Source organism: Brucella pecoris (genome assembly GCF_006376675.1).
Lineage (GTDB): Bacteria > Pseudomonadota > Alphaproteobacteria > Rhizobiales > Rhizobiaceae > Brucella > Brucella pecoris.
The window spans coordinates 1-20,317 of record NZ_VEWK01000025.1; the positions used below are offsets into that span (position 1 = coordinate 1).

Below are 20,317 nucleotides of genomic sequence, written 5' to 3' on the forward strand. Positions count from 1 at the left end.
ACACCGCCCTTGCTTGCATCGCGCTTCTCGCCACCGCTTGACGCACAAGATGCATCGTATTTTGCCGCATCCGATAGGATGGCAAGTTTATCCTGAAGGCTCTTTTTCACCATGTGAGCGAAGATACATGTTCATGTTTTGTTCGTCAATAAAAGGGATTTTTTGCGGACCGCTCACCACAACGAGTGCGTTTTGGGACGGTCTTCGCGGTGCCAATTACTGGTTCCCCGACTTGTGGTCAGATGTTTCTGTGCATTACGCGAAGATGCAGCTGCACAGCATTACAACCGTAAAGCAGTTGTAATAATGGCCTTAGAGGGTGACGGGGGCTTTTACGGAGTCTAGGAGAGGACTGATGAAGACAATTCTGGCTATTGCGCTGACCGCGGCGCTGGCTGCGGCAGCAGCCGGCTGTTCGAAGGAGCCGCCCTGCACGGCTGAAGTACTGACCAAGAAGGGGCAGGAACTGGCAACCACCATGCAGACGGCAATCACCAAGGATCCTTCGAAAGCAACCGAGCTGGCTACCAAGGTGCAGGAGATTGCCACGAAGTATCAGGGCAGCACGGCAGCAGAAGCATGTAAGGCCTATGACGATCTGATTGCAGCCATAAAGGGCTGACGTCGAGGGGTTTGGCTACGGGCGGATGTCGGACATTCGCCTGTAGCCGCAACGACCTTTCCAGATATTTCAGTGAGGGGCGCCTGGTCGTTCGGCCCTTCCCCCACGCTGCTCACCCTCGACTGGCGTTGCGTTTGCGCCACACGCCGGCATCAATCCACATCTACAGTCACTCCGCCGTTTCCACGCTGTAACCATATTTGCGGCGCTTCCAGTGTGCTTCCAGACTGTAACGCACAAACGACGAAAGCCTCCTTACGGAGGCTTTAACATACTGGTTTTATTGTTGTTTTTTTGGTTGCGGTGGCAGGATTTGAACCGTTCGTCGGGGAATTGATTCACAGGATCACTTCCTTGTCCTCCTCACCCTTCAGGTTATGAGCCTGATGAGATGAGACCGTTAAAAAATCGATCCAGTGAATCGATTTTAGGTCGAACGGGCTGGTCCATGAAGCTTGCACAAGCCGTACAGCTACGAGCAGGATGGCGTATGCACAAAGCATCCAGTATTTTCAGGAGTGTTTGGTTGCGGGGGCAGGCTTCGACTGCTGGCATAAAACCGGCTGGTCTTTGGATTTCCTCGGCTCTGGCGAAGTCAAGAATGCCAAACAACTCGCCGCGTAGCTCGGCATGAACCTCACCGCGCTTGCCTCCGGGAGTGAGGACGATTTCCCCAATAAGTGAGCGGAGAGCTTCCGCCGCCTGCCTGCCGCCGTCGGGGTCGCTTAGGGCTTCGGTCAGGCGTTCCACGCGAAGGCGGTAGAGATTGGCGACATTGGGATGGATGTCAGGAATGTCAGCCGGGGCTTGCGCCATGCGGGCGGCAATCTCGGCCTTCTGCCTCTCAAGCTCATCCATGCGGGCCTTCATGCTAGGCTGATACATGCCGTCCTCAATGGCCGCGATGATCCCGGCGATTGCCTTTTCGATCTTGGCAAGCGCCTTCCGGTCGGTCTGCGCCTGGGTGCGACGGTCTCGGTTCAGCTGGTTCATTTCTTCCGTGTATGCTTTGACAGCTTCTGCGACCGCTTCGCTGGAAACAAGCCGCTCTTTCAGGCCGGTCAACACGCGCGCCTCGATCTTGTCGCGGGTGATGGAGCGGCCATTATCGCAGGTGCCACGCCGATGATGATTGAGGCAGGCATAACGGTTTGGCGTGATGATACCAATCTTGCCGCCACAACATCCGCAAGTGAGACGGCCGGAAAGGAGATGAACCGGCCTATTCGCCAGATGCACGCGCTTCATGCGGCCTTCAAGCGTATTGGCCGGGTTCGGCCCGAAGATTTCGGCAATCTGCTTCTGCCGGGCGCGCACCGCGTTCCATAGTTCATCATCCACGATGCGCAGGTGCGGAACCTCCGTCCTGATCCATGCGCTTTCCGGGTTGATGCGCGAGACGCGCTTACCGGTGGACGGGTCCTTGATGAAGCGCAGGCGGTTCCAGACAAGCACGCCCGCATATAGCTCGTTGTTGACGATGCCGGTTCCCCGGCTCGCGTGGCCGCGAATACTGGTGTCTCCCCACGCGCGACCAAGCGGGCCGGGAACACCTTCCCGGTTCAGGTCAACGGCAATCGCCTTCGGGCTTTTGCCCGCTGCAAATTCCTTGAAGATGCGGCGGATGGTGTCGGCTTCCTCGGGGATGATTTCCCGGTCGCCCCGAATCGGCTCGCCGTTGGCGTCCAGCTTCTTGAGAACCTTGTAGCCGTAGCACAAGCCGCCGCCTGCCTTGCCCTTCTCGACGCGTCCGCGCAAACCGCGATGCGTCTTCATCGCAAGGTCTTTCAGGAATAGCGCGTTCATCGTGCCTTTCAGCCCGACATGAAGCTCCGAGATTTCGCCCTCGGCCAAGGTGACGATGGTGACGCCCGCGAATTTCAGATGCTTGTAGAGGGTGGCAACGTCCGCCTGATCGCGGCTGATGCGGTCCAGCGCCTCGGCAAGCAATATCTTGAACTCGCCGCGCTGCGCATCCTGCACAAGGCGCTGGATGCCGGGGCGCAGGATCGTGCTCGATCCCGATATCGCCGCGTCCTCATACGAACCGACGATCTGCCAGCGCTCCCGGCCCGCATGTTCCCGGCAAAGCCGGAACTGGTCTTCAATCGACGCCTCACTCTGGTTGTCGGACGAATAGCGGGCGTAAAGGGCTGCGCGGGACACAAGTCGGGGCATGGGGCGGTTCTCCGTTCGGTCTATTCGGTCTCCGTCCCGTCCTCCGTCTCTCCGACATGACCGGGACTGTTATCGTTGGCGGTGGCGGCTCGCAGCCGCTCGAAGTCTTCGCGGGCCATCTGCCTGCCGATCAGGCGGGCGATATCGAACACCACCATGTCCAGCTTCTCCCACGGCGCGATATCTGCATCAGCAGCATCGCCGTTGGGCGGAGTATTGTCGTTCGCCGGAACAATGGTTTCCGGCCCTGTATGCTTGTCTTCCGGCATGTTGGTCGCTCCGAAACTGTGGATCGACCTGACAAAAGATGCGGACAAACTCCCGATGGGAAGTACAAAAATCGTGTCGTAGGGCTATCGGCGGTAAATACTTGCGCGTTGCGGTTTCGACGTAGATCGCAAACCGCCTTCACGCGGCCGAAGCCAGCGGTCTGGCCCGCTCGATTCGCTCGCGCTCACGCGGCGAGTGCATCGCTTCCCACAAATCGGTACGGCGCTGCACGTTCAGCCAGAAGTCGGGGCTATTGTCGAACACGCGCGCCAGAATGAGCGCGGTCGGTGCCGTCACGGTGCGCCGGTCGTTGCAAAGCTCGTTCACATGCTTGCGCGGAACACCCATCGCCTCGGACAACGCCGATTGCGTCAATCCCAAGGGATGCATGAACTCTTCCACCAGAATTTCCCCAACTGTCGCCGGTTTACGTGTGGTCATAAGCATTTCAGTCACCTCATCGATAGCTGTGGTCGTCCAGATAGAGGCCAGACGCTTCGCCCCTGTTTCCATCCCATTGGAACACCAGCCGCCATTGCTTGTTCACGCGGATGGAATGGAAACCGTCAAGATTGCCTTTCAGCTTCTCGAAATGATTGCTTGGCGGCACTCGCAAGTCCTGATCGGTCGTCGCATCGTCAATCATCTGGAGCTTGCGGAACAAACGGCTTTCAAGATCGGCCGGGATATTGCGGGAATGAACGTCATCCACGAAAAAGGCCCGCAACCATTCATCCCGAAACCCTAAGATCATTCCCTATCTCCAACATTGTCACAATGTACCACCTAATGGGACATATGGCAACCTGTTTCTTCGTCATCGCGACGTTTCCACCGCCCTTCCCTTCGTCGGAAGCGGAGCGCTGCGCGCTCCCACTCCCGCCTTATTCGGCTTCCCTGCGAAATGTCGGGGCGGAGGCGGGCGGTCAAGGCTGGCGCAGCCACCGCGAAGCGGCTTGGCCTTGAGGGGCCGGCTTCGCTCCGGCATGCTTTCCCGAAGCTGACAAGGCTTTCCCTCCCGACTGTTCTATGACGGCCATTGCTGGTTGGGATTGGACGGGTCAGCCTGCGTTGCGGTTGCCCGCTTTTCCGCCGGGGGCCTCGTTGTCGTTTGCTGGCCGCCATGCGACGGGATTGTCAACCCACCGGTTGATGTCGGATTCCTTCCAACCCGCGCCGTTGACGCTGATTTTGATCTGGGCAGGAAAGGTGCCTTCGGCGATCTTTCGATAGATGGTGGACCGGGACAGGCCGGTACGGGAAAGGACGGTGTTCAGGCGAATGATACGATCTGGTACGGGCATGGTTGCGCTGCCTCCTGCTGGTTGCTCCTGAATGCTGATAGAACCAGACAGAACGACGATTTTCCGCCGTGCAAGCGGTATTTAGCCGTCATAGTGCTGCGGCGTACAAAGGGCGGCAAAAAGGCGGGTTCTACAATCCGATTCCCCGGCCCCTGCCGAGACCGTGACTGAGGGCAAGTTGCTGGCCGAGCCTCATTCCTGAGTCGAAATCCATGCTGATGCCGAGTTGCTTCTTGCGGATTTCCAGCATGGATTCCATCTGCGGGTCGCGTTCAAGGCTCATCGCCATATTGCCCATCTCCGCGCGTGCAGCCCGGTAACCGGAATAGTCGCCCGCCGCATACTGGCGCTGGCTGGTCTGGTCCAGCTTCTGGAAACGCTCCACGAAACGATCTGCGCGGGCATGTGGCGTAAGGCCGAACTCGGCGTCCCTTCCGCTGCGGATTTCGGTTTCGAGCTGGAGGGCGCGAATGGCGCGGTTGATCCGGCCGCCGCCCGCCTCGCGGGCAAGGCTGTTGTCCTTGCTGTAGGCGGCTTCCGCATCCTGCCAGCCGTGCGGGCGGACCTCATCGAATACACGCCGTGCCGCGCCCAACTCACGCCGCTGCTCGTCGGAGGGCGTGAGACCTTGTTGCTTGACGTCAAGGATTGCATCGGACGCGCGGGCATGGCGAACAAGCGCCTGCCTGCGGGCGCGGCGCAAGGCGGTTTCCGGGTCTTCCTCATCCTTCCTTTCCGGTCGCCGCACCTCGTCTGAACCTGCCGCACCGTCTGCGGCCAGGTGCGGACCGTCGAACATGCTGTGCACCTTCTCCGGCACGACCTTGCGCACGATCTCGACGACACGCTCGCGGAAGGTGATGCCGCGCCGTTCGGCATAGTTTTGGGCCGGGTCGGCGCGCTCGTAGTCGGTCGCCATGTCCTTGGAGCGGTCACGCGACAGGGTGCGGACAAGCCGGTTTTGATCGGCGAAATCATCGCGCCCGTAATGTAGGTCCATGCTGTCGCGGTGCCGCGACAGGGCGACATAGCTGCCGTGCGCGTCCATGCCCGGCGTTGCCAGCACATGCGTCCGGTCCACCGTCATGCCCTGTGCCTTGTGGATGGTGGCGGCATAGCCATGGTCGATCCGGTCATAATCCTTAAGGTCGAAGCTCACGCCGCGCCCGTCATCGGTGCGCACCGCCATGCTCTGCGTGCTTACCTGTTCGATGGTCCCGAGCGTGCCATTCTTCACGCCAAGCCCGCGTTCGTTTTGCAGGAACATGACGCGATCCCCGGCGGCGAAGTTTCTAGCACCCCGTTCGACGGTAACGCGCACATCCTCGCCCAAATCGCCAGCGTCCCGCATCCGTGCACGGGCGGCCTCGTTGAGTTCCCTCACCTCGGCATTGGTGTGCGTGAGGATGATGCGGCTGCTGTCTGGTGCTGCCTGCCGGTCACTGTTCCAGCGGTCGATCAGGTCGTCGCGCGCCTGTTCCCGTGTTTCGGCTGCATGCACCATGTCGTGGCGGTCATAGGCGGCGATGGCATGGCCGGTTCTGCCGGTTGGCAGATCGCGGGTGGCGTCCCGCTGCCAGTCCTCGCGCTGGCGGCGCACCTCATGGATTTCGACGCCACCATGACGGTCGTAAATCGACCGGAAGGCTGCGCCCGCCTCTATGGCTTGTAGCTGCTGTGGATCGCCAATCAGGACGACTTTTGCGCCCGCTTCCTGCGCATGAGAAAGCACGCGTTCCATCTGCCGTGTGCCGACCATGCCCGCCTCGTCGATGACAAGCACATCGCGGCTGGTCAGCATGTCGCGCCCGTTTTTCCAGCCGTGTTCCATGCTGGCGATGGTGCGCGATGCGATGCCCGATCCGCCTTCCAGATTTTCCGCCGCAATACCGGATAGAGCAACGCCGCGCACCTCGTAGCCTGCCGCTTCCCAAACCTCCCGCGCCACGCCAAGCATGGCGCTCTTTCCCGTACCGGCATAACCAACGACAAGCGACAGATCGCGACCATCGGTGACATGCGCCAGTGCATCCGCCTGCTCGCCGGACAGGACAAGGCCATGCTGTTCGGAACGCACAAGTGCCGCCTGTCTGTCCGCTTCGTTCACCTCATGACGTTCCTTCTCGGCCATCAGTGCGGCAGCGCGGTGCAGACGCTGTTCTGTCTCGATCATATCGCGAGTAGTGAAACGGTCATTGCCAAAGCTGTCCTTGCCCAGTTCGACCAGTTCGGGCGAATTGCCCATAGCGCCCATGACTTCGTTGAACTGCTCTAATCCGTCGCTGTGGCGGTGCGCGAACATTGCCATGTCGCGGCGCGTGAAAGTCGATTGCTGATGCGTGATTGCATCCAGTGCAATGGAGGGATCGGCAATAATTCTCTCGCCATTGTTGCGGGCGATCTCGCGGTGCATTTCGGCGCGATCCGCAACAGTGTCGGCTATACCAGCATCTGCCTCCACGCCTTCCCGTTCTATCCCCTGCGCCGACGCGCCGATCTGCGTTTGCGGTTCCAGTTCGATGCCCTGCTCTTCAAGACTGCGATGATCGATGCGGGCGTCAATGTCGAGTTCGGCTAGTCGCTCGTTGACATGCTCGGCCCAGCGTTCCCGCCAGCGTTCCACCATCTCCGTGCGGTTCCAGTCACGCACCTTCTGACCGAAACCGTTTTCGTCAACGGAGCGCATGGTGAGCATGACATGGGCATGGGGCTTGGGACTACCGTCCTCGGCAAAATCCCAATGCACATTGAGGTCGGCGATCATGCCCTGATCGACAAACTGTTGTTTAACGAAGTCGCGGGCAATCTCGATGCCCTGCGCCTGTGTCATCTCGCGCGGTATGGCAAACTCCACCTCGCGCGCAAGCTGCGCGTCCTTGCGAACCTCGAACGCCTCCACATCGTTCCAGAGCCGTTCGCGGTGGGACCAGTGCTCCGGCGCACCATCCGGCAGCAGCACCTCGGAATGGACGACTCCGCGTTTGTTGGAGAAATCCTGCACGCGATCAATACGCTCATCGCGCATTCGCGAAGCTGAGCGGTAGGCGGCGGACGCGACCGCACTGCTTCCGGCCTTGCGGCCAATGACCTTGACGTGAAGATGATAGATCGCCATGGCGGCAATCATCAGCACGGAAAGCGCACGTCGGAACGACGTATAAGCGCGCCCTCCCTCGAAAAAATCTCGGGCGGGACCGGCGCGTGCCACACCGTCCCACACACATTACAGCATTCCGCCATGCGCTGGAATATCATGCCTGCATCGACAACAACGGAAACAATGGAGACCGAAATGAGGAAACCACGCGATTACGACGCAGAACTGAAGGCGCTCGAAGACAAGGCGAAAGAGCTGAAGAACCGCAAGGTCCAGCAACTTGGCGAACTGGTGATCGCTACCGGGGCCGATGCGCTCAGCGTAGACGAACTGGCCGGCGCGCTAATCGTGCTGGCCGAGACGAAGGATACTGGAAAGCGGGAGGCGTGGGCCAAGCGCGGAGCGGCATGGTTTCGGAGCAAATCACGGCGATCTCAACCGGCAAATGATGATGACGCTGGCAGCGATCAAACGCAATCGGGCGGCGCGCAATCGCCATCAGGCGCAGAAGGCGCGGCATGACATGCGAAGCTGGCAGGTCGAGCGACGGAAGCGCACGCGGCATCTGATTGAGCTTGGCGGTCTTGTCGTCAAGGCGGGCATTGTAGACCTGACGGACGATGATCGCACCGTCATTCTCGGCGCGCTCGTTTGGATGGCAGACAAGCTCAACAGCGAAGACGGTGGCCGGGCGCTAGAACTGTGGGCCGAGAAGGGAAAACAGGCTTTCGCAGCCGAGAGAGGCGACAGAAGGGTTAGCCTTTTAGCCTCGGCGGGATCGGGCGTGACCGATTTGAAATCATAAAGTGCTGTCACGTTTGTCGTCCTCCATTGAGGAGCCTAAACCCAATAAGGAATCCGCAACGTGTGACGGCAGGCAAAGTTCTGTTATTGTCAGAATCAGCTACGATTAGTGCGCCCGTAAGCTGGATTTATTCGCGGCGCTTTTAGGAAAAGGCTTATGGAAGAAATTTCGCAAAAACTTCGTATTGCCGTCCTGTTTGGCGGACGCTCAGCCGAGCACGATGTGTCGGTGCTTTCCGCGACTAATGTCATGAATGCGCTTTCACTAGAAAAATATGATCCCGTTCCAGTCTTCGTTACCCACGACGGGCAATGGCTATTGAGCACTTTTGAGAACGGCGCACTTGCAAAACCGTCGAGCGGAACACAATTAACATTGATGCCCGGGGGCCGTGGTCGGGCAATCGCTTTCCCAAAAGATGGGACACCTCACGAATTACCAAAGATCGATGTACTTTTTCCCGTCTTGCATGGCCTGCATGGTGAGGATGGAGCGGTACAAGGAATGGCAGAAGTGGCGCGTATTCCGCTTGCTGGATGCGGCATTACTGGCTCTGCAAATGCGCTCGACAAGGATTTAGCCAAACGTCTATTTAAAGAGGCCGGTGTGCCAACTGCACACTCGATTACGATTTCTTACGGGAATATACCGACATTTTGTGAACTTGAGAATGCAATGGGCTTGCCAATTTTCATCAAGCCAGCCCGTCAGGGGTCATCGGTTGGTGTTAGTAAAATCTCTTCAAACAAAGACTACGAAGCGGCAATATCAGAAGGCTTTCGCCACGATAGCAAGTTATTAGCTGAAGAGTTCATTCGTGGACGCGAAATCGAGTGCGCTGTTCTGGAAGACATTGACGGAACACTGTTTGTTTCGCGGACAGGGGAAATCGCACCGGCAGAGGGCCATGGTTTCTACACCTATGACGCCAAATACGTTGACTCAGATGGAGCCGTGTTAAATGTACCCGCCGACTTACCGCAAGACGTTGAGGATGAAATCCGCGCTTTCGCCGCAAAGGCATTCCGGGCGCTTGGCTGCGATGGCATGGCGCGCGCGGATTTCTTTCTAACGTCGGATATGCGAATACTCGTCAACGAACTTAATACCATTCCGGGCTTTACCGACATCAGCATGTATTCGAAGGTGATGGCGGCAAGCGGCATCAGTTATCCCGAAATAATAGACCGCTTGGTTGCACACGGAATGACTCGAGCAAGGCAGTCCTCATACAATAGTTTTTGTGATGCTCCGCGTTCATAGAGAAGACTGTACGAAGGGAGGGCTACACAGCCCAAGCTCGCCCCGCCAAGATAGATGCCGTTGTGGAAGGCGATTTCCACGCCAAGACTGCGGTTTGTCTGGAATGCAATGTAAGCTCCCGCTTGCCAGTCGAGAGCACGGATTCAAGTTGGGGATCGCGTTACAGGCTTTTCGCCATGTCGCCCATCGTCGACCGCTTTACCTCGTAGCTCGGACATATCCCGTCCGCATAGTAGTTGTACTGGCTGACGTGATCGGGCTTTTACTAGTCCCTCTACGAAACGGCCACTCGAAGCGCGGGGTGCTGCCGTATCTCGGTTTCCATCTGCAGGGCCGTCTGGCAGGCGCGGCACGGTCTGGATCGCTTGACGTGACCACCGCCGAAAATTCAGAGTTTCGTTTGTAAACGGCTTTGGCTGGCTTTGGCATCGTAAGAGCGTAACAGCCGTGAAAGCGAAGTTCGTCAAGGCGGCACGCGCCATGTGCAGTTCCTGCACCCGTTCCGCCGTTGCGGCAATATCTTGCCTCCTGCACTCGGAATATCGCACGGGAACATCATAGCGCGTTTCCACTATCTTTGATACGATCTGTCATCTCGTTTCCGCCAACATTTGTCTGTTCCTCCAACGGCTTGCGAAATCGCGCCTAATGGGATAGCGGCCAGCGGATCACGAATTTAAGCTGCAATTCCCAATTTGGTAGATTAGCTACAATTGTGTTACCCGTTCCTGTGATACGCAGGATGACCCGTGGAGATCATGTTGAACAGCTCACTTGATAACTTTATTGTCTCGGACAAGCGCCGCCATAAGACTGCGGCCTCGTTTGTAGTTGATGCGTTGAGGCAGGGCATACTCGACGGGACCATCAAGGAAGGAACTCCGCTTCGACAGGACGAACTGGCAGATAAGTTTGGTCTGAGCCGTATGCCTATTCGTGATGCAATTCGCCAGTTGGAATCTGAAGGGCTGGTTGTCTTGGAACCCCACAAGGGAGCGACAGTAGCGACAATGACCATAGAGGATATTGTCGAGATTTTCGACATGCGTATCATGGCAGAATGCACCGCGTTAAAGATTGCATTCGGCAACATTGCTGAGAACCACCTGGCAGAATTGAACGATATTGTTGATGCAATGGATGCGACCAAAGACCCAGATCGCCTCAGCAGATTGAATCAAAGATTTCACGAATTACTTTACCAAGGTGCGAAACGCCCGCGATTACAGTCTCTCATAAAGTCTCTACACGAGTCAGTTGATCGCTATCTGCGCTTTCTATTAATCAACTTAGATTATCATAAAAAATCGCAGCAAGATCACAAGCAACTCGCCGAAGCTTGCGCAACAGGTGATCGTGAAACTGCTATTAAAATACTCGAAGCCCATCTGATTGGTGGGCGGGATGAGGTCGTATCATTCCTTCAAGCACGTCACGCGACACAACAGCCGTCATAGGTCCAGCGCCCTTCAACTGAATGGCAGTATTCAATTTGTCACGCCCAGCTTTGCAAGCGGGCACCTTGGTCTTGTGAATAAAATCGGCTAGGTGCTGATGCTCGTGGCTTCCTAGATGGCATTCACACGCCCATCCAATATAAAATCGGTAACTGATCTTGGGCTTGCTGCGGAAGGTCGTTTTTCCTTCCCCCCTCAGCTTTAAGGGCAAACGTTGTTGCCGCTGCGTCAGCGTGCAGCGACAGCTCCTTTTTAGCAACAAATCTAGTTTACCCCGAATTTCGGTGATCCCCTCCTCTCCTTGGTTAAGCCAAACCTCATAAATCGCATCCGGAAGTTGACGAAGTGCGCGTCGTGCTCAGCGCTTCTATCGCCGAACCAACCCATCTTAATGGGTTCATTCCTTTTGACCTGCCGTGTCAAATCTATTGCTCTTTATCCTGTATCCAATATACCGTATCCGGACCATGATGCCGGTATAATTTCTCAAGACATGAAACGTCAAGTGACAGGTTTACGGAAGGGAAACTATGGATCACGCAGCCACCGACGGGTACGAAACGGCTAGATACTATCCGAGAGAGAAGCTTGCGGAGTCTCGCCAGCTGCGTACGATAAGAGCCATCGCGGTTTCCGCGCCAGATTGGATAGAGGGCACCAAGTCAGAAAACGCGCTTAACAGCGCCGACCCAGCAAGTCTTTTTAACGCTTGCCGCTATGCTGCCGACCTCGCACAAAGAAAAATTGGTGCTTGGTCCGATAGTAATTGGTCAGCTCCGACTTCCTTACTAAGGGAATGTTTCCTATTAATGTATTCTCTCGATGATATAGATCGGTTCACGGCACTTGTTTTATCGCAGCGACCAAATCTCTTATTACTTGGAGCGATGACACTTTGCATGCCTGGTGCAGTCGAATGCGCCAAGCGGGCAAAGGAACTTCTGGGAGATGAAATTCTCATCGTACTCGGCGGACGACATGTGACGGAAACGATCTTTCTACAAAATGAACGTACGAGAGAACCCTCAGCAGTGCGCCATCACAAGGCGTCACCGGGCCGGCTTATCAGAGAAAAGGCCATACCGCCGATATTCGATATTGTTGTGTCAGGTGACGGCGAGCATATCGTAGCCGAAATCGGTAATGCGCTAAGTAGTTGCCCGCCAAAAGCTCTCGACGACATCGCTGACAAGATAAGACCCGAGGCACCGGGGCGCTGGATTGTCGATTTCCCCGCCATCGATCGGACCCTCATCAGTGTAGGAACGCCGCTGCGTTATGATGATATGCCGTCCATCCCCACAATATTCGGCGTCTCGGCGTCGTTCGATGTTTTCGAGGGTAGGATGACGTCTCATGTTTTTAGCGACACGGGAAGAGGTTGTGTCTACGACTGCGCATTTTGCAGCGAACGGCGGGCTGTAACTGGCGGCATACAAGACATAAAAGGCGCTCCGCGCAGGCTTTATCGGCAGATGCGGGACTCAGCGATGGTAATCGGCAGAGATTCTCCTAACCGTGGCGCAAGTGCATTCGTGGAAGATTCAATTTTTTTAAGCGGCAGCCCTGTGGCCATAAGTCAGTTCTGCGACTTGATGGAGTACGACCCGATAGACATCGTTTTCGGCGGCCAGTTCACCATCGATCAAATCTTGCGTCGCAAGGAATTGATTGAACGTCTTGCCCAAAATGGTCTCCGTTACGTGTTCGTTGGATTGGAAACATTCGAACCTGAAGAAATCGGCGGCATGAGCAAAGATCTCGATAAGGAGGTCAGTTCTTGGCAAGATCGGTTCGCTGAAGCGCTCAGCATCCTTGGAAGTTGCGGTATATCTTGTGGCTGCGCACTGCTGTTTGGGCTTGGAGAAAAGCACGCCAGCCGACTTTCATTGCTTAAAACCTTAATAAAATATCGAAAAACAATCGGACAGCCAGTGGTGGTTAGCGCAAATTGGGCGGTTCAACATCCATTGAAAGATATGCCCGAAGGCGCGAATGAAGACTATTTGCGATGGGGCACTCCAAAAGGCCCATTGCTCAAAGCATTTCACCGATTTGGAGAGGCATCTTTGGAATACCCTATATCGGGCGTTACCCCGCCTGGGATTGCGGAGGTCGAAGAAATCATAAAGCTGCTCGATGAGTTGGAAAATATCAATGTCTAAATCAAACACAACTGACTTAGCGCAGATCGGTATTTTCCCAGTGGGAAAGCTTTTTGCGCCACTTGTACCAGCCTTCAATGCCACGACACTCGTCGTCAATCGCTACGAAGAGCTTTCTCCTATAAGCAATTCTAGCCTGACCGAAGGAAACGGAAGTGCTTTTTCCGGGCTTTACTACGGCGGCGTTGACACACCAACCACACTTCACTTGGCCCATCAGATCGCCAAAATCGAGAAGGGAACCTTCGCCGTACTGGCACCTTCTGGGCAAAGCGCCATTCACCTATTGCTTGCCGCTTTGATTACTCCGGGAGATCATCTCCTCGTTTGCGATACCACTACCTACACGACCTGCTGGCTATTTGAACAACATTTCCGTGCTCTTGGAATAGATATAGAATATTTTTCTCCAGAGGACGCTTGTGTCCTGTCTCACCGAATGCGCGCCAACACCAAGGCGGTTTTTTGGGAGTCCCCCGGCTCATTCACATTCGAACTTGTGGATGGAAAGAGCATCGTGGAAGCGTGCAGAAATCATGCTGTGATGACTATCATGGATAATACTTGGGCCGCTTCAACCTTTTATCATCCGTTGGATGATGGCGTAGACGTCGTTGTGTTGTCACTGACGAAATCCCACGCGGCGGCGGCGGGCATCTCACTCGGAGCGATCATCACGAACAATCGGAGCCATTTCGAAAAGGCTAAATCAGTCACTGCGCTTTTGGGAAGCCATGTAGGGTCCGAAGCTTGTGCGAGCGCGATTCAGTCAATGAGTACCCTTGGCGTGCGGCTCTCCCGCCAGATGGCCACGACGGCTCGGATGCTCAAAGTCCTTCAAGGGATGAATGGAATTAAGCGTGTTTTCCATCCGTCCTTGCAAAATGAAAACAATAATATATTCGATCGTGATTACACAGGCTTCAATAGTCTCGTATCCATAGAATTGGAATGGTCTGTAAGTGAAGTCGTAGAACGATTGAATCGACTGAGCGTTATAAAGCTGGGCTACGGATGGGGAGGCACATTAAGTCTTGCCAATCATTTTGACCCGTCTGGATGGACCTCCGCTCATCGGCTCGGGCTAAGCGACAGCTGCGTCCGCTTTTATTTCGGATTGGAAGATGCCGACGAGATTGAACAAGACCTACACAGGGCTTTCAATTCTTAAACTCCCGTAGGTTTCGACGGCATGCTTTTTTCGGTTCTAGCCTCATCATCCGTTGCGGCCTTTGCTGGTTTTGGCCGCACACTCGCCCTATTTTCACCCCCGCAGAAGCGCCCAGTGGCGGCCAAGCCGAAGCGGAAAGTTAGATAAATAGAGATTTGTCTTGCTGTCGCGACGCCTTCGGCGTGGTTGAAAAGCCGCTTTTGCCCACAGTGAGACTAAGTTCCTATGTGGAGTGCACCCCGTTTCGCCGGACACGTCGGCTAGGTTGATTTAGCCCTGATGAACTGCCGAGGGGAAGCCATCTTGAGCGCGGAATGGGGATGAATTTCATTATAGTCTTCAATCCATCCATCGATGAGCCGGAGCGCCGTTTCGGCGTCCGGTAGTGCCGAGATACGGATGTAATCCCGCTTCAGGGTTTTAACGAATGCCTCGGACATTCCGTTCGACTGCGGGCTGGCCACCGGCGTGAAGCAGGGCGTCAGATTGAGTGCTTGAGCAAACAGCCTCGTGTCCCGCGCGGTATAAGCCGAGCCATTGTCAGAGAGATGCTCGATAGCATGCGGGGCTCGTGTTGCATGGAAGCGTTTCTCGACCGCCTCCAGCATCATGTCGCGCACATCTGAGCCGGAGATGCCCGCATTGGCAACTGCCGTCCAGGCAATGATCTCCCGGTCGAAGGCATCGATGATGAAAGCGAGACGAATGACCTCTCCATTCCAGCAGGTGAACTCCAGACCGTCCGAGCACCAGCGCAGGTTGGATCGCATGACCATGACCTTGCCGTCGTGGAGACGGCCCTTGCGAACGGCCGTATGCTTCTCCAGCAGCATAGCGTGGTTGCCCATGATGCGATGGACCCGTTTGGCGTTGACGACAGGCTTATCGGCGGCTCGCCTCTCGCGATTGAGGAGCGCGGCGATCCGCCGATAGCCATAGGTCGGCCTCTGGTCCACCAGCCTGCGGATGACGGGCAGGAGCTCCGCATCCTCGGCTTTATGATAGGACCCGCGCGGCTTTGATCTGCCTTTCAACCGCTCGATGAGGTTGGAACGGGAGACGCCCAAAGTTTCGGCGACAGCCTTCATCGGGAACCGTCCTTCGGCAACAAGATCGGCCGCGATATCCGTTTTTTTGAGTCCGCTTTGGAAAGGGCTTCGCGGAGGATTTCGACCTCCATCGTCTTACGGCCGAGCATGCGCTCCAGCTCGCGGATGCGATCTTCCAGTTTCTTCACTTCCGAATTGCCGACCACCGGCTCGTCAGAATCCACGGCTGCAGCACCTCCCTCACTCAAGAGCCTGCGCCACCGGTAAAGCAGATTGGGCGCAACACCATGGCGGCGAGCGGTCGAAGATACCGTTTCGCCTGGTTCGAAACTCTGCTCGATGATCGTCAGCTTTTGCTCGGTTGTCCACCGCCGACGGCGGACATCACCTGTCAGCAATTCGACATGTCGATACTCGTTAGACATAAGCCTATACCCAAGCCTGTGCTTGAGCCTTTCTGCTTATGCCGACTGTCCGGTCGAAATGGGGGGCAGTTCACTATGTGAATATCCAATTGGATTCCAGCATGTGCAAATTTCCACTTGCTTTGTTTAATTGGATACCATATCCAATATCCGTAATGATATTGCAGGATGGGGCTGTAGCTCAGTTGGGAGAGCGCGCCGCGAAAGCAGCGAGGTCAGAGGTTCAAGTCCTTCTCAGCTCCTCCAACTCATCCACTTAAGCAACTTCGCGGACTCAGGAGGGGATATGGCCACTGTCGTAAAATCCGAAAGGATCGTATTCTCCGAGACCGAACTGGTTGCGGCAGTGCAAGCCTCAATGGTTGATGACAAATTCAACGAACTCATCATCATGTGCGGCCATTTTATGCTTTTCTATTCGCCTCACGAACGCCGTCTGGTGCCGGGGATACTTGAGGAGATTGAAGATGATAATCTTCGCCAAGCAGTATCTGACAGAGTTGGTATTTTCCCACTGTATACTTGGGATCTAGGTATTCGAATTGGTGAACACTACAAGGCCACTTTCGAGAAGTCAGTAAAGATTCTCCTGCTAATCAATGATTGGCAATATGTACCCGATCAAGGCGAAGCAGGTGACTATCGTGGCGCATTCTATGACAGCTTTGTGCAGCTTCCATCACTCTATTCCAGCCGGTTACAGGCATCCACATACTTGGGTGAGCAGGACATACTCCCCAGTAGACGACATAATTTAGCATTTCCTGAGACTTGGCTCCGATATCGATTTCAGAACGCAGCAAAGCGCCTTGTAAAGCAAGGAAAGCTACAGAAGCGCTACCTCCTAGACAAGCCTGGGCAGTCAGAAGTGTCCTTCACGGATGAAAGCGGTACATCCCTACCCTTGATTAGTTGCGGCATCACTGGGTGCGCGGGCGAAATTACTGAGATGATATCGGAGGTTCATCGAAGCGGAGGACGCTATCTGTTGATCCTTGCTCCCGCCGAATGCCACGCTCCGATCCAAGCCGGCGTCGAAATTGCTCTCTCGATTTATGATTTGAGCGGAATGATGGTTCTCGTTGCGGATACGGGGGGAAGTGGAGAAGCGACGGTCGACCATATATTCAGGAATGGTGTGAGTCTCGCCACCTTTGTTTCTTAGGAGAAATAGGATGCGAGCGATTCATGATCTCGATTTCATTTACTTTGATGCAGCGGCCACAACGCCATGCCGACCAGAAGTAGTGGCTGCCATGGAAACTTGCTTGCGCCAAGAATATGGAAATCCATCCTCAGCACACGCAATGGGGACGATGGCAAAGCGTGCGACCGACGCAGCAATTGAGAACATCGCGCAAATCCTGGGGTGCACAGCCGCCGAAATTACGGTCACCTCGGGAGCCACCGAGAGCAACAACATTGTGGTGCTCGGTACGACGAAAAGTCGGGGAAACGAAAATATCGTTATCTGCCCAATTGACCACAAGTCCACGCTCGAAGCCGCAGAGGAGATGGCACGGCGCGGCGTAGAGATACGACGAATGAAAATAGGTGAAGATGGGCGCATTGATCTGGACCACCTAAAATCGTTGATCGACGAGAACACAACACTCGTGAGCCTTGCTTATGTGAATTCAGAAATCGGGGTAATTCAGGACATCGATGGGATCGGAAGAATACTCGATAGTCAAACCGCGCTCCTGCATCTTGATGCAACGCAGGCGGTCGGCAAACTTGCATTGAATGTTGCCAATTCTCGCGTGGATGCGATGTCCATTTCTGCTCATAAGATTGGCGGCCCGAAGGGAATAGGAGCGCTATACGTCCGCAAAGCCAGAATGGCGGAACTAAAACCTATTACGTTCGGTGGCGGGCAATTTCGGCTGAGAAGTGGTACGCTTCCATCACAGTTGATCGTAGGATTTGGTGTAGCAGCAAGGGAGCTATATACATCCGATCTGTCGGAAAGATGGAAGGATGCTCTTTCGCGTCGTGCTGCTCTTATCGACCTGCTCCAAACGAATGGTGTCAAATTTCACTTAAACTCACCAGAAAACTATTCTGTGCCAAACATTATAAATTTCTCGGTTCCGGGCGTCCGCTCGGAGACCGTAATCAAGGGCCTACGCCGGGTGTGCTTATCATCCGGCTCAGCCTGCAACGCCAAGAAACTCGCCCCCTCATACGTTCTCAGAGGTATTGGCCTTGACGATCAAAGGGCAAATGCGGCCCTTCGTGTGTCGTTTGAGCCAGACATGCCTTTTAACGAGTTTAGCGAAGGTGCACGCCTTCTAAGCGAGAAAATATCGCAACTCCAAAATTTGGCAACATGGGAGGTTTGACATGTTTGAGCATGAACGTGTGGCCATCGTTACAGGCGGAGATTCGTCGGAACGCAACGTGGGCTTGCTTACAGCGGAAAATGTCAGTGCGTCTTTTGACAGAATGGGAATTACGCACGAAACTTTCGATGTACCAGATTATCAGGGCTTCTTGAATCTGTCATTGGATGGTTTCTCACGGGTCTTCTTGGCTCTCCACGGCGGTTTCGGCGAGAACGGGATGGCGCAAAGCTACCTTAAGGGTAGAAATATTCCGCATAACGGACCGTCACCACAAGCCAGCGCGATCTGCATGGATAAGCTGCTCACCAAGCATGTTGCACGCGGCTTGGGTATTCGTGTGCCAGAATATATCTTCTACGAAGATGCGTCTTCCGTGTCATTCGATGAGATTACTGGTCGATTTGGAAGCCGGTTCATAGTTAAGCCGAACGGTGAAGGGTGTAGCCAAGGCGTAACACTCGTCCAAGGAAATTTTGGGTCATTTGACGTCGCAGTCAAAACAGCCTCGTCGTATGGGCGCGGCATTCTTGTCGAGGAGTTTGTCAGTGGCCAAGAACTCTCGGTCTGTTATTTTTATGATCGGATGCTTCCCACATTCGCCGTTGGATATACAAGTGAATTCTTTAGCTATGAAGCAAAATATGAATCTGACGATACTCAGACTTGGCTTCTGGAAACAGACGAAAAAATCATGGAAACCGTTAACAGGGACGGTAGTGTCTTCGCTAAAGCTTTAAATCTTCCATATTACCGGGCGGACGTGATTATCAGTAACGGCGCACCGTATCTGATCGAGTTCAATACTCTACCGGGCCTTACTTCGCATAGTTTCTTTCCGCGTGCCTGCGCGGAAATTGGAATCGGGTTCGACGAAATGGTCTTGTATCTAAACAATCTGAAGAAACGACCAAACGAAATCTATAGCTCGCGATAAGACACCCACGTATCCCGCCGCTCATCTCCGGGCGAATTTTGAGAATATTACGAAATGATGACCACGACGACGACAGCAATCCATCCCCTGAGGATGGGGGTACTAATCATGAGCGCTGCAGCGCTCTTAACACCGTTTTCTGACGCCCTGGCGAAAATTCTCGGGGAGAATCATTTTGTGTCGGCAAGTGCAATAGCTTTGGTGCGATTCGCACTTCAGACTATCTTCATGTTCCCTCTGATGCTCGTTCTTGGCGGTTGGCAAGCTTTTCGCATTAATCGTCCAATTCAAAATATCCTACGTGGAGCTCTCCTAGCAGTAGGCAGCATTTCTTTTTTTGCTGCATTGCGCTACATGGCATTGGCGGATGCCATCGCCATATTTTTTGCGCAACCCTTGCTCGCTGTTATCTTGTCTGTCGTCTTTTTACGTGAATTTCCAGATCGTCACAGGATTTCTGCTGTAGTTCTTGGATTTATTGGCGCGCTGATCGTGATCCGACCAAATCTTATGGCATTTGGTGTAATAGCGTTGTTACCTCTCGCTTGTGCCACATGCATAGCTGTCTACTTTCTTCTTGGTCGGCATCTATCAACCGGTAATTCTTCGCTCGCAATGCATTTCTATACCGGTCTCGGCGCGCTCCTAACCCTGCTCGTGGCTATTTCACTTAGTTCACTTTTCCCCAGCGTTTCGCTTTCGTTTTCCATCCCTTCAAATGCCAAGGTGTGGATGCTTCTCGTACTCATGAGCTTTTTGGCCAGCGTCGTACACCTAATGTATATTCAAGCCTACCGCCGAGCACCCGCCGGTCTGCTGGCCCCGTTTAATTACTTGGAGATTGTCTCAGCCGCAGCAATCGGAATAATCCTTTTCGGCGATGTTCCCGATTTCCTAAAGACTATAGGAATGTTAATCATCGTCGCTTCTGGACTATTGCTCGCGTGTAAAGACAAGGCAATCACTCAGAAGATTTCGGAAAATCGAGTCCAGCCTTAATTACACAACCATAGCCAGAAAACAGCAAACCATCCCAGATTGTTATCGTTCAAGACACAAAACTTCGATCGCAGAAGCGCCGGGGTTCTGTGTGGTCCACCTGAACCATAGGTGCTTGGTTACACCTGAACGATGAGCGATTTATGCTGGAACTGGTTGCGGGGGCAGGATTTGAACCTGCGGCCTTCAGGTTATGAGCCTGACGAGCTACCGGGCTGCTCCACCCCGCG

At 54.6% G+C, this 20,317-nt stretch carries 18 protein-coding genes and 2 tRNA genes; 12 read left to right on the forward strand and 8 right to left on the reverse strand.

Annotated features, from left to right (window positions below):
- Positions 1 to 355: 355 nt before the first annotated feature.
- Positions 356 to 622: a hypothetical protein gene (locus tag FIB18_RS23510; RefSeq protein WP_140023260.1), complete on the forward strand. Its 267-nt coding sequence runs from the start codon at positions 356 to 358 to the stop codon at positions 620 to 622.
- 375 nt (positions 623 to 997) lie between these two features.
- Here the strand turns inward: FIB18_RS23510 and FIB18_RS23515 are convergent, their stop codons facing one another.
- The 6 genes from FIB18_RS23515 to traA all read right to left on the reverse strand — a co-directional run bounded on the left by FIB18_RS23515 (position 998) and on the right by traA (position 7,489).
- Complete coding sequence (locus FIB18_RS23515; RefSeq protein ID WP_210296197.1) at positions 998 to 2,800, reverse strand: recombinase family protein; 1,803 nt, start codon at positions 2,798 to 2,800, stop codon at positions 998 to 1,000.
- A gap of 20 nt (positions 2,801 to 2,820) precedes the next feature.
- Positions 2,821 to 3,069, reverse strand: coding sequence for a hypothetical protein (locus FIB18_RS23520; RefSeq protein WP_140023262.1), 249 nt, complete (start codon positions 3,067 to 3,069; stop codon positions 2,821 to 2,823).
- A gap of 139 nt (positions 3,070 to 3,208) precedes the next feature.
- Positions 3,209 to 3,517 carry a HigA family addiction module antitoxin gene (locus FIB18_RS23525; protein ID WP_140023264.1) on the reverse strand — a complete coding sequence of 103 codons (309 nt, stop codon included), beginning with the start codon at positions 3,515 to 3,517 and terminating at the stop codon, positions 3,209 to 3,211.
- 10 nt (positions 3,518 to 3,527) lie between these two features.
- A complete protein-coding gene (locus tag FIB18_RS23530; protein WP_140023266.1) occupies positions 3,528 to 3,824 on the reverse strand; it encodes a type II toxin-antitoxin system RelE/ParE family toxin in 297 nt (98 codons plus the stop codon).
- A 307-nt stretch (positions 3,825 to 4,131) separates the two neighbouring features.
- Complete coding sequence (locus FIB18_RS23535; protein WP_140023268.1) at positions 4,132 to 4,374, reverse strand: helix-turn-helix transcriptional regulator; 243 nt, start codon at positions 4,372 to 4,374, stop codon at positions 4,132 to 4,134.
- Positions 4,375 to 4,504: 130 nt separating this feature from the next.
- On the reverse strand, positions 4,505 to 7,489 hold the full coding sequence (traA, locus tag FIB18_RS23540) for a Ti-type conjugative transfer relaxase TraA (RefSeq protein ID WP_140023291.1): 2,985 nt from the start codon (positions 7,487 to 7,489) through the stop codon (positions 4,505 to 4,507).
- Positions 7,490 to 7,666: 177 nt separating this feature from the next.
- Here traA and FIB18_RS23545 point away from each other — a divergent pair, with 177 nt between their 5' ends.
- From FIB18_RS23545 to FIB18_RS23570, 6 genes are all read left to right on the forward strand, one after another.
- Entirely contained in the window at positions 7,667 to 7,993 is a 327-nt protein-coding gene (locus FIB18_RS23545) for a conjugal transfer protein TraD (protein ID WP_174977471.1), read from the forward strand.
- Between the two features lies 1 nt (position 7,994).
- On the forward strand, positions 7,995 to 8,276 hold the full coding sequence (locus FIB18_RS23550; RefSeq protein ID WP_140023270.1) for a conjugal transfer protein TraD: 282 nt from the start codon (positions 7,995 to 7,997) through the stop codon (positions 8,274 to 8,276).
- 156 nt (positions 8,277 to 8,432) lie between these two features.
- Positions 8,433 to 9,539, forward strand: coding sequence for a D-alanine--D-alanine ligase family protein (locus FIB18_RS23555; protein ID WP_140023272.1), 1,107 nt, complete (start codon positions 8,433 to 8,435; stop codon positions 9,537 to 9,539).
- Between the two features lie 761 nt (positions 9,540 to 10,300).
- On the forward strand, positions 10,301 to 10,996 hold the full coding sequence (locus FIB18_RS23560; RefSeq protein WP_206667408.1) for a GntR family transcriptional regulator: 696 nt from the start codon (positions 10,301 to 10,303) through the stop codon (positions 10,994 to 10,996).
- A 530-nt stretch (positions 10,997 to 11,526) separates the two neighbouring features.
- A complete protein-coding gene (locus FIB18_RS23565; protein ID WP_140023274.1) occupies positions 11,527 to 13,161 on the forward strand; it encodes a B12-binding domain/radical SAM domain-containing protein in 1,635 nt (544 codons plus the stop codon).
- Complete coding sequence (locus FIB18_RS23570; RefSeq protein WP_158295743.1) at positions 13,154 to 14,332, forward strand: PLP-dependent transferase; 1,179 nt, start codon at positions 13,154 to 13,156, stop codon at positions 14,330 to 14,332. Before FIB18_RS23565 ends, FIB18_RS23570 begins: the two co-directional genes overlap by 8 nt.
- Before the next feature lie 260 nt (positions 14,333 to 14,592).
- Here the strand turns inward: FIB18_RS23570 and FIB18_RS23575 are convergent.
- Positions 14,593 to 15,806, reverse strand: a protein-coding gene (locus FIB18_RS23575; RefSeq protein WP_140023278.1) for an IS3 family transposase whose coding sequence is annotated in 2 segments (ribosomal slippage) — positions 14,593 to 15,470 and positions 15,470 to 15,806 — 1,215 coding nt in all. Because the reading frame shifts where the segments join, the coding sequence is not laid out codon by codon here.
- Positions 15,807 to 15,976: 170 nt separating this feature from the next.
- Here FIB18_RS23575 and FIB18_RS23580 point away from each other — a divergent pair.
- The 5 genes from FIB18_RS23580 (at position 15,977) to FIB18_RS23600 (ending at position 20,087) form a co-directional block, all read left to right on the forward strand.
- Positions 15,977 to 16,052: transfer RNA gene (locus FIB18_RS23580), tRNA-Phe, on the forward strand.
- A gap of 40 nt (positions 16,053 to 16,092) precedes the next feature.
- Positions 16,093 to 16,971 carry an LPD16 domain-containing protein gene (locus FIB18_RS23585; protein WP_140023280.1) on the forward strand — a complete coding sequence of 293 codons (879 nt, stop codon included), beginning with the start codon at positions 16,093 to 16,095 and terminating at the stop codon, positions 16,969 to 16,971.
- Between the two features lie 10 nt (positions 16,972 to 16,981).
- Positions 16,982 to 18,151, forward strand: a complete 1,170-nt coding sequence (locus FIB18_RS23590) for a cysteine desulfurase family protein (RefSeq protein WP_140023282.1) — start codon at positions 16,982 to 16,984, stop codon at positions 18,149 to 18,151.
- 1 nt (position 18,152) lies between these two features.
- Entirely contained in the window at positions 18,153 to 19,088 is a 936-nt protein-coding gene (locus FIB18_RS23595) for a D-alanine--D-alanine ligase family protein (RefSeq protein ID WP_140023284.1), read from the forward strand.
- Between the two features lie 93 nt (positions 19,089 to 19,181).
- Positions 19,182 to 20,087, forward strand: a complete 906-nt coding sequence (locus FIB18_RS23600) for a DMT family transporter (protein ID WP_268899025.1) — start codon at positions 19,182 to 19,184, stop codon at positions 20,085 to 20,087.
- Positions 20,088 to 20,240: 153 nt separating this feature from the next.
- On the opposite strand, the gene FIB18_RS23605 is transcribed toward FIB18_RS23600, so the two are convergent.
- Positions 20,241 to 20,317, reverse strand: a tRNA-Met gene (locus FIB18_RS23605).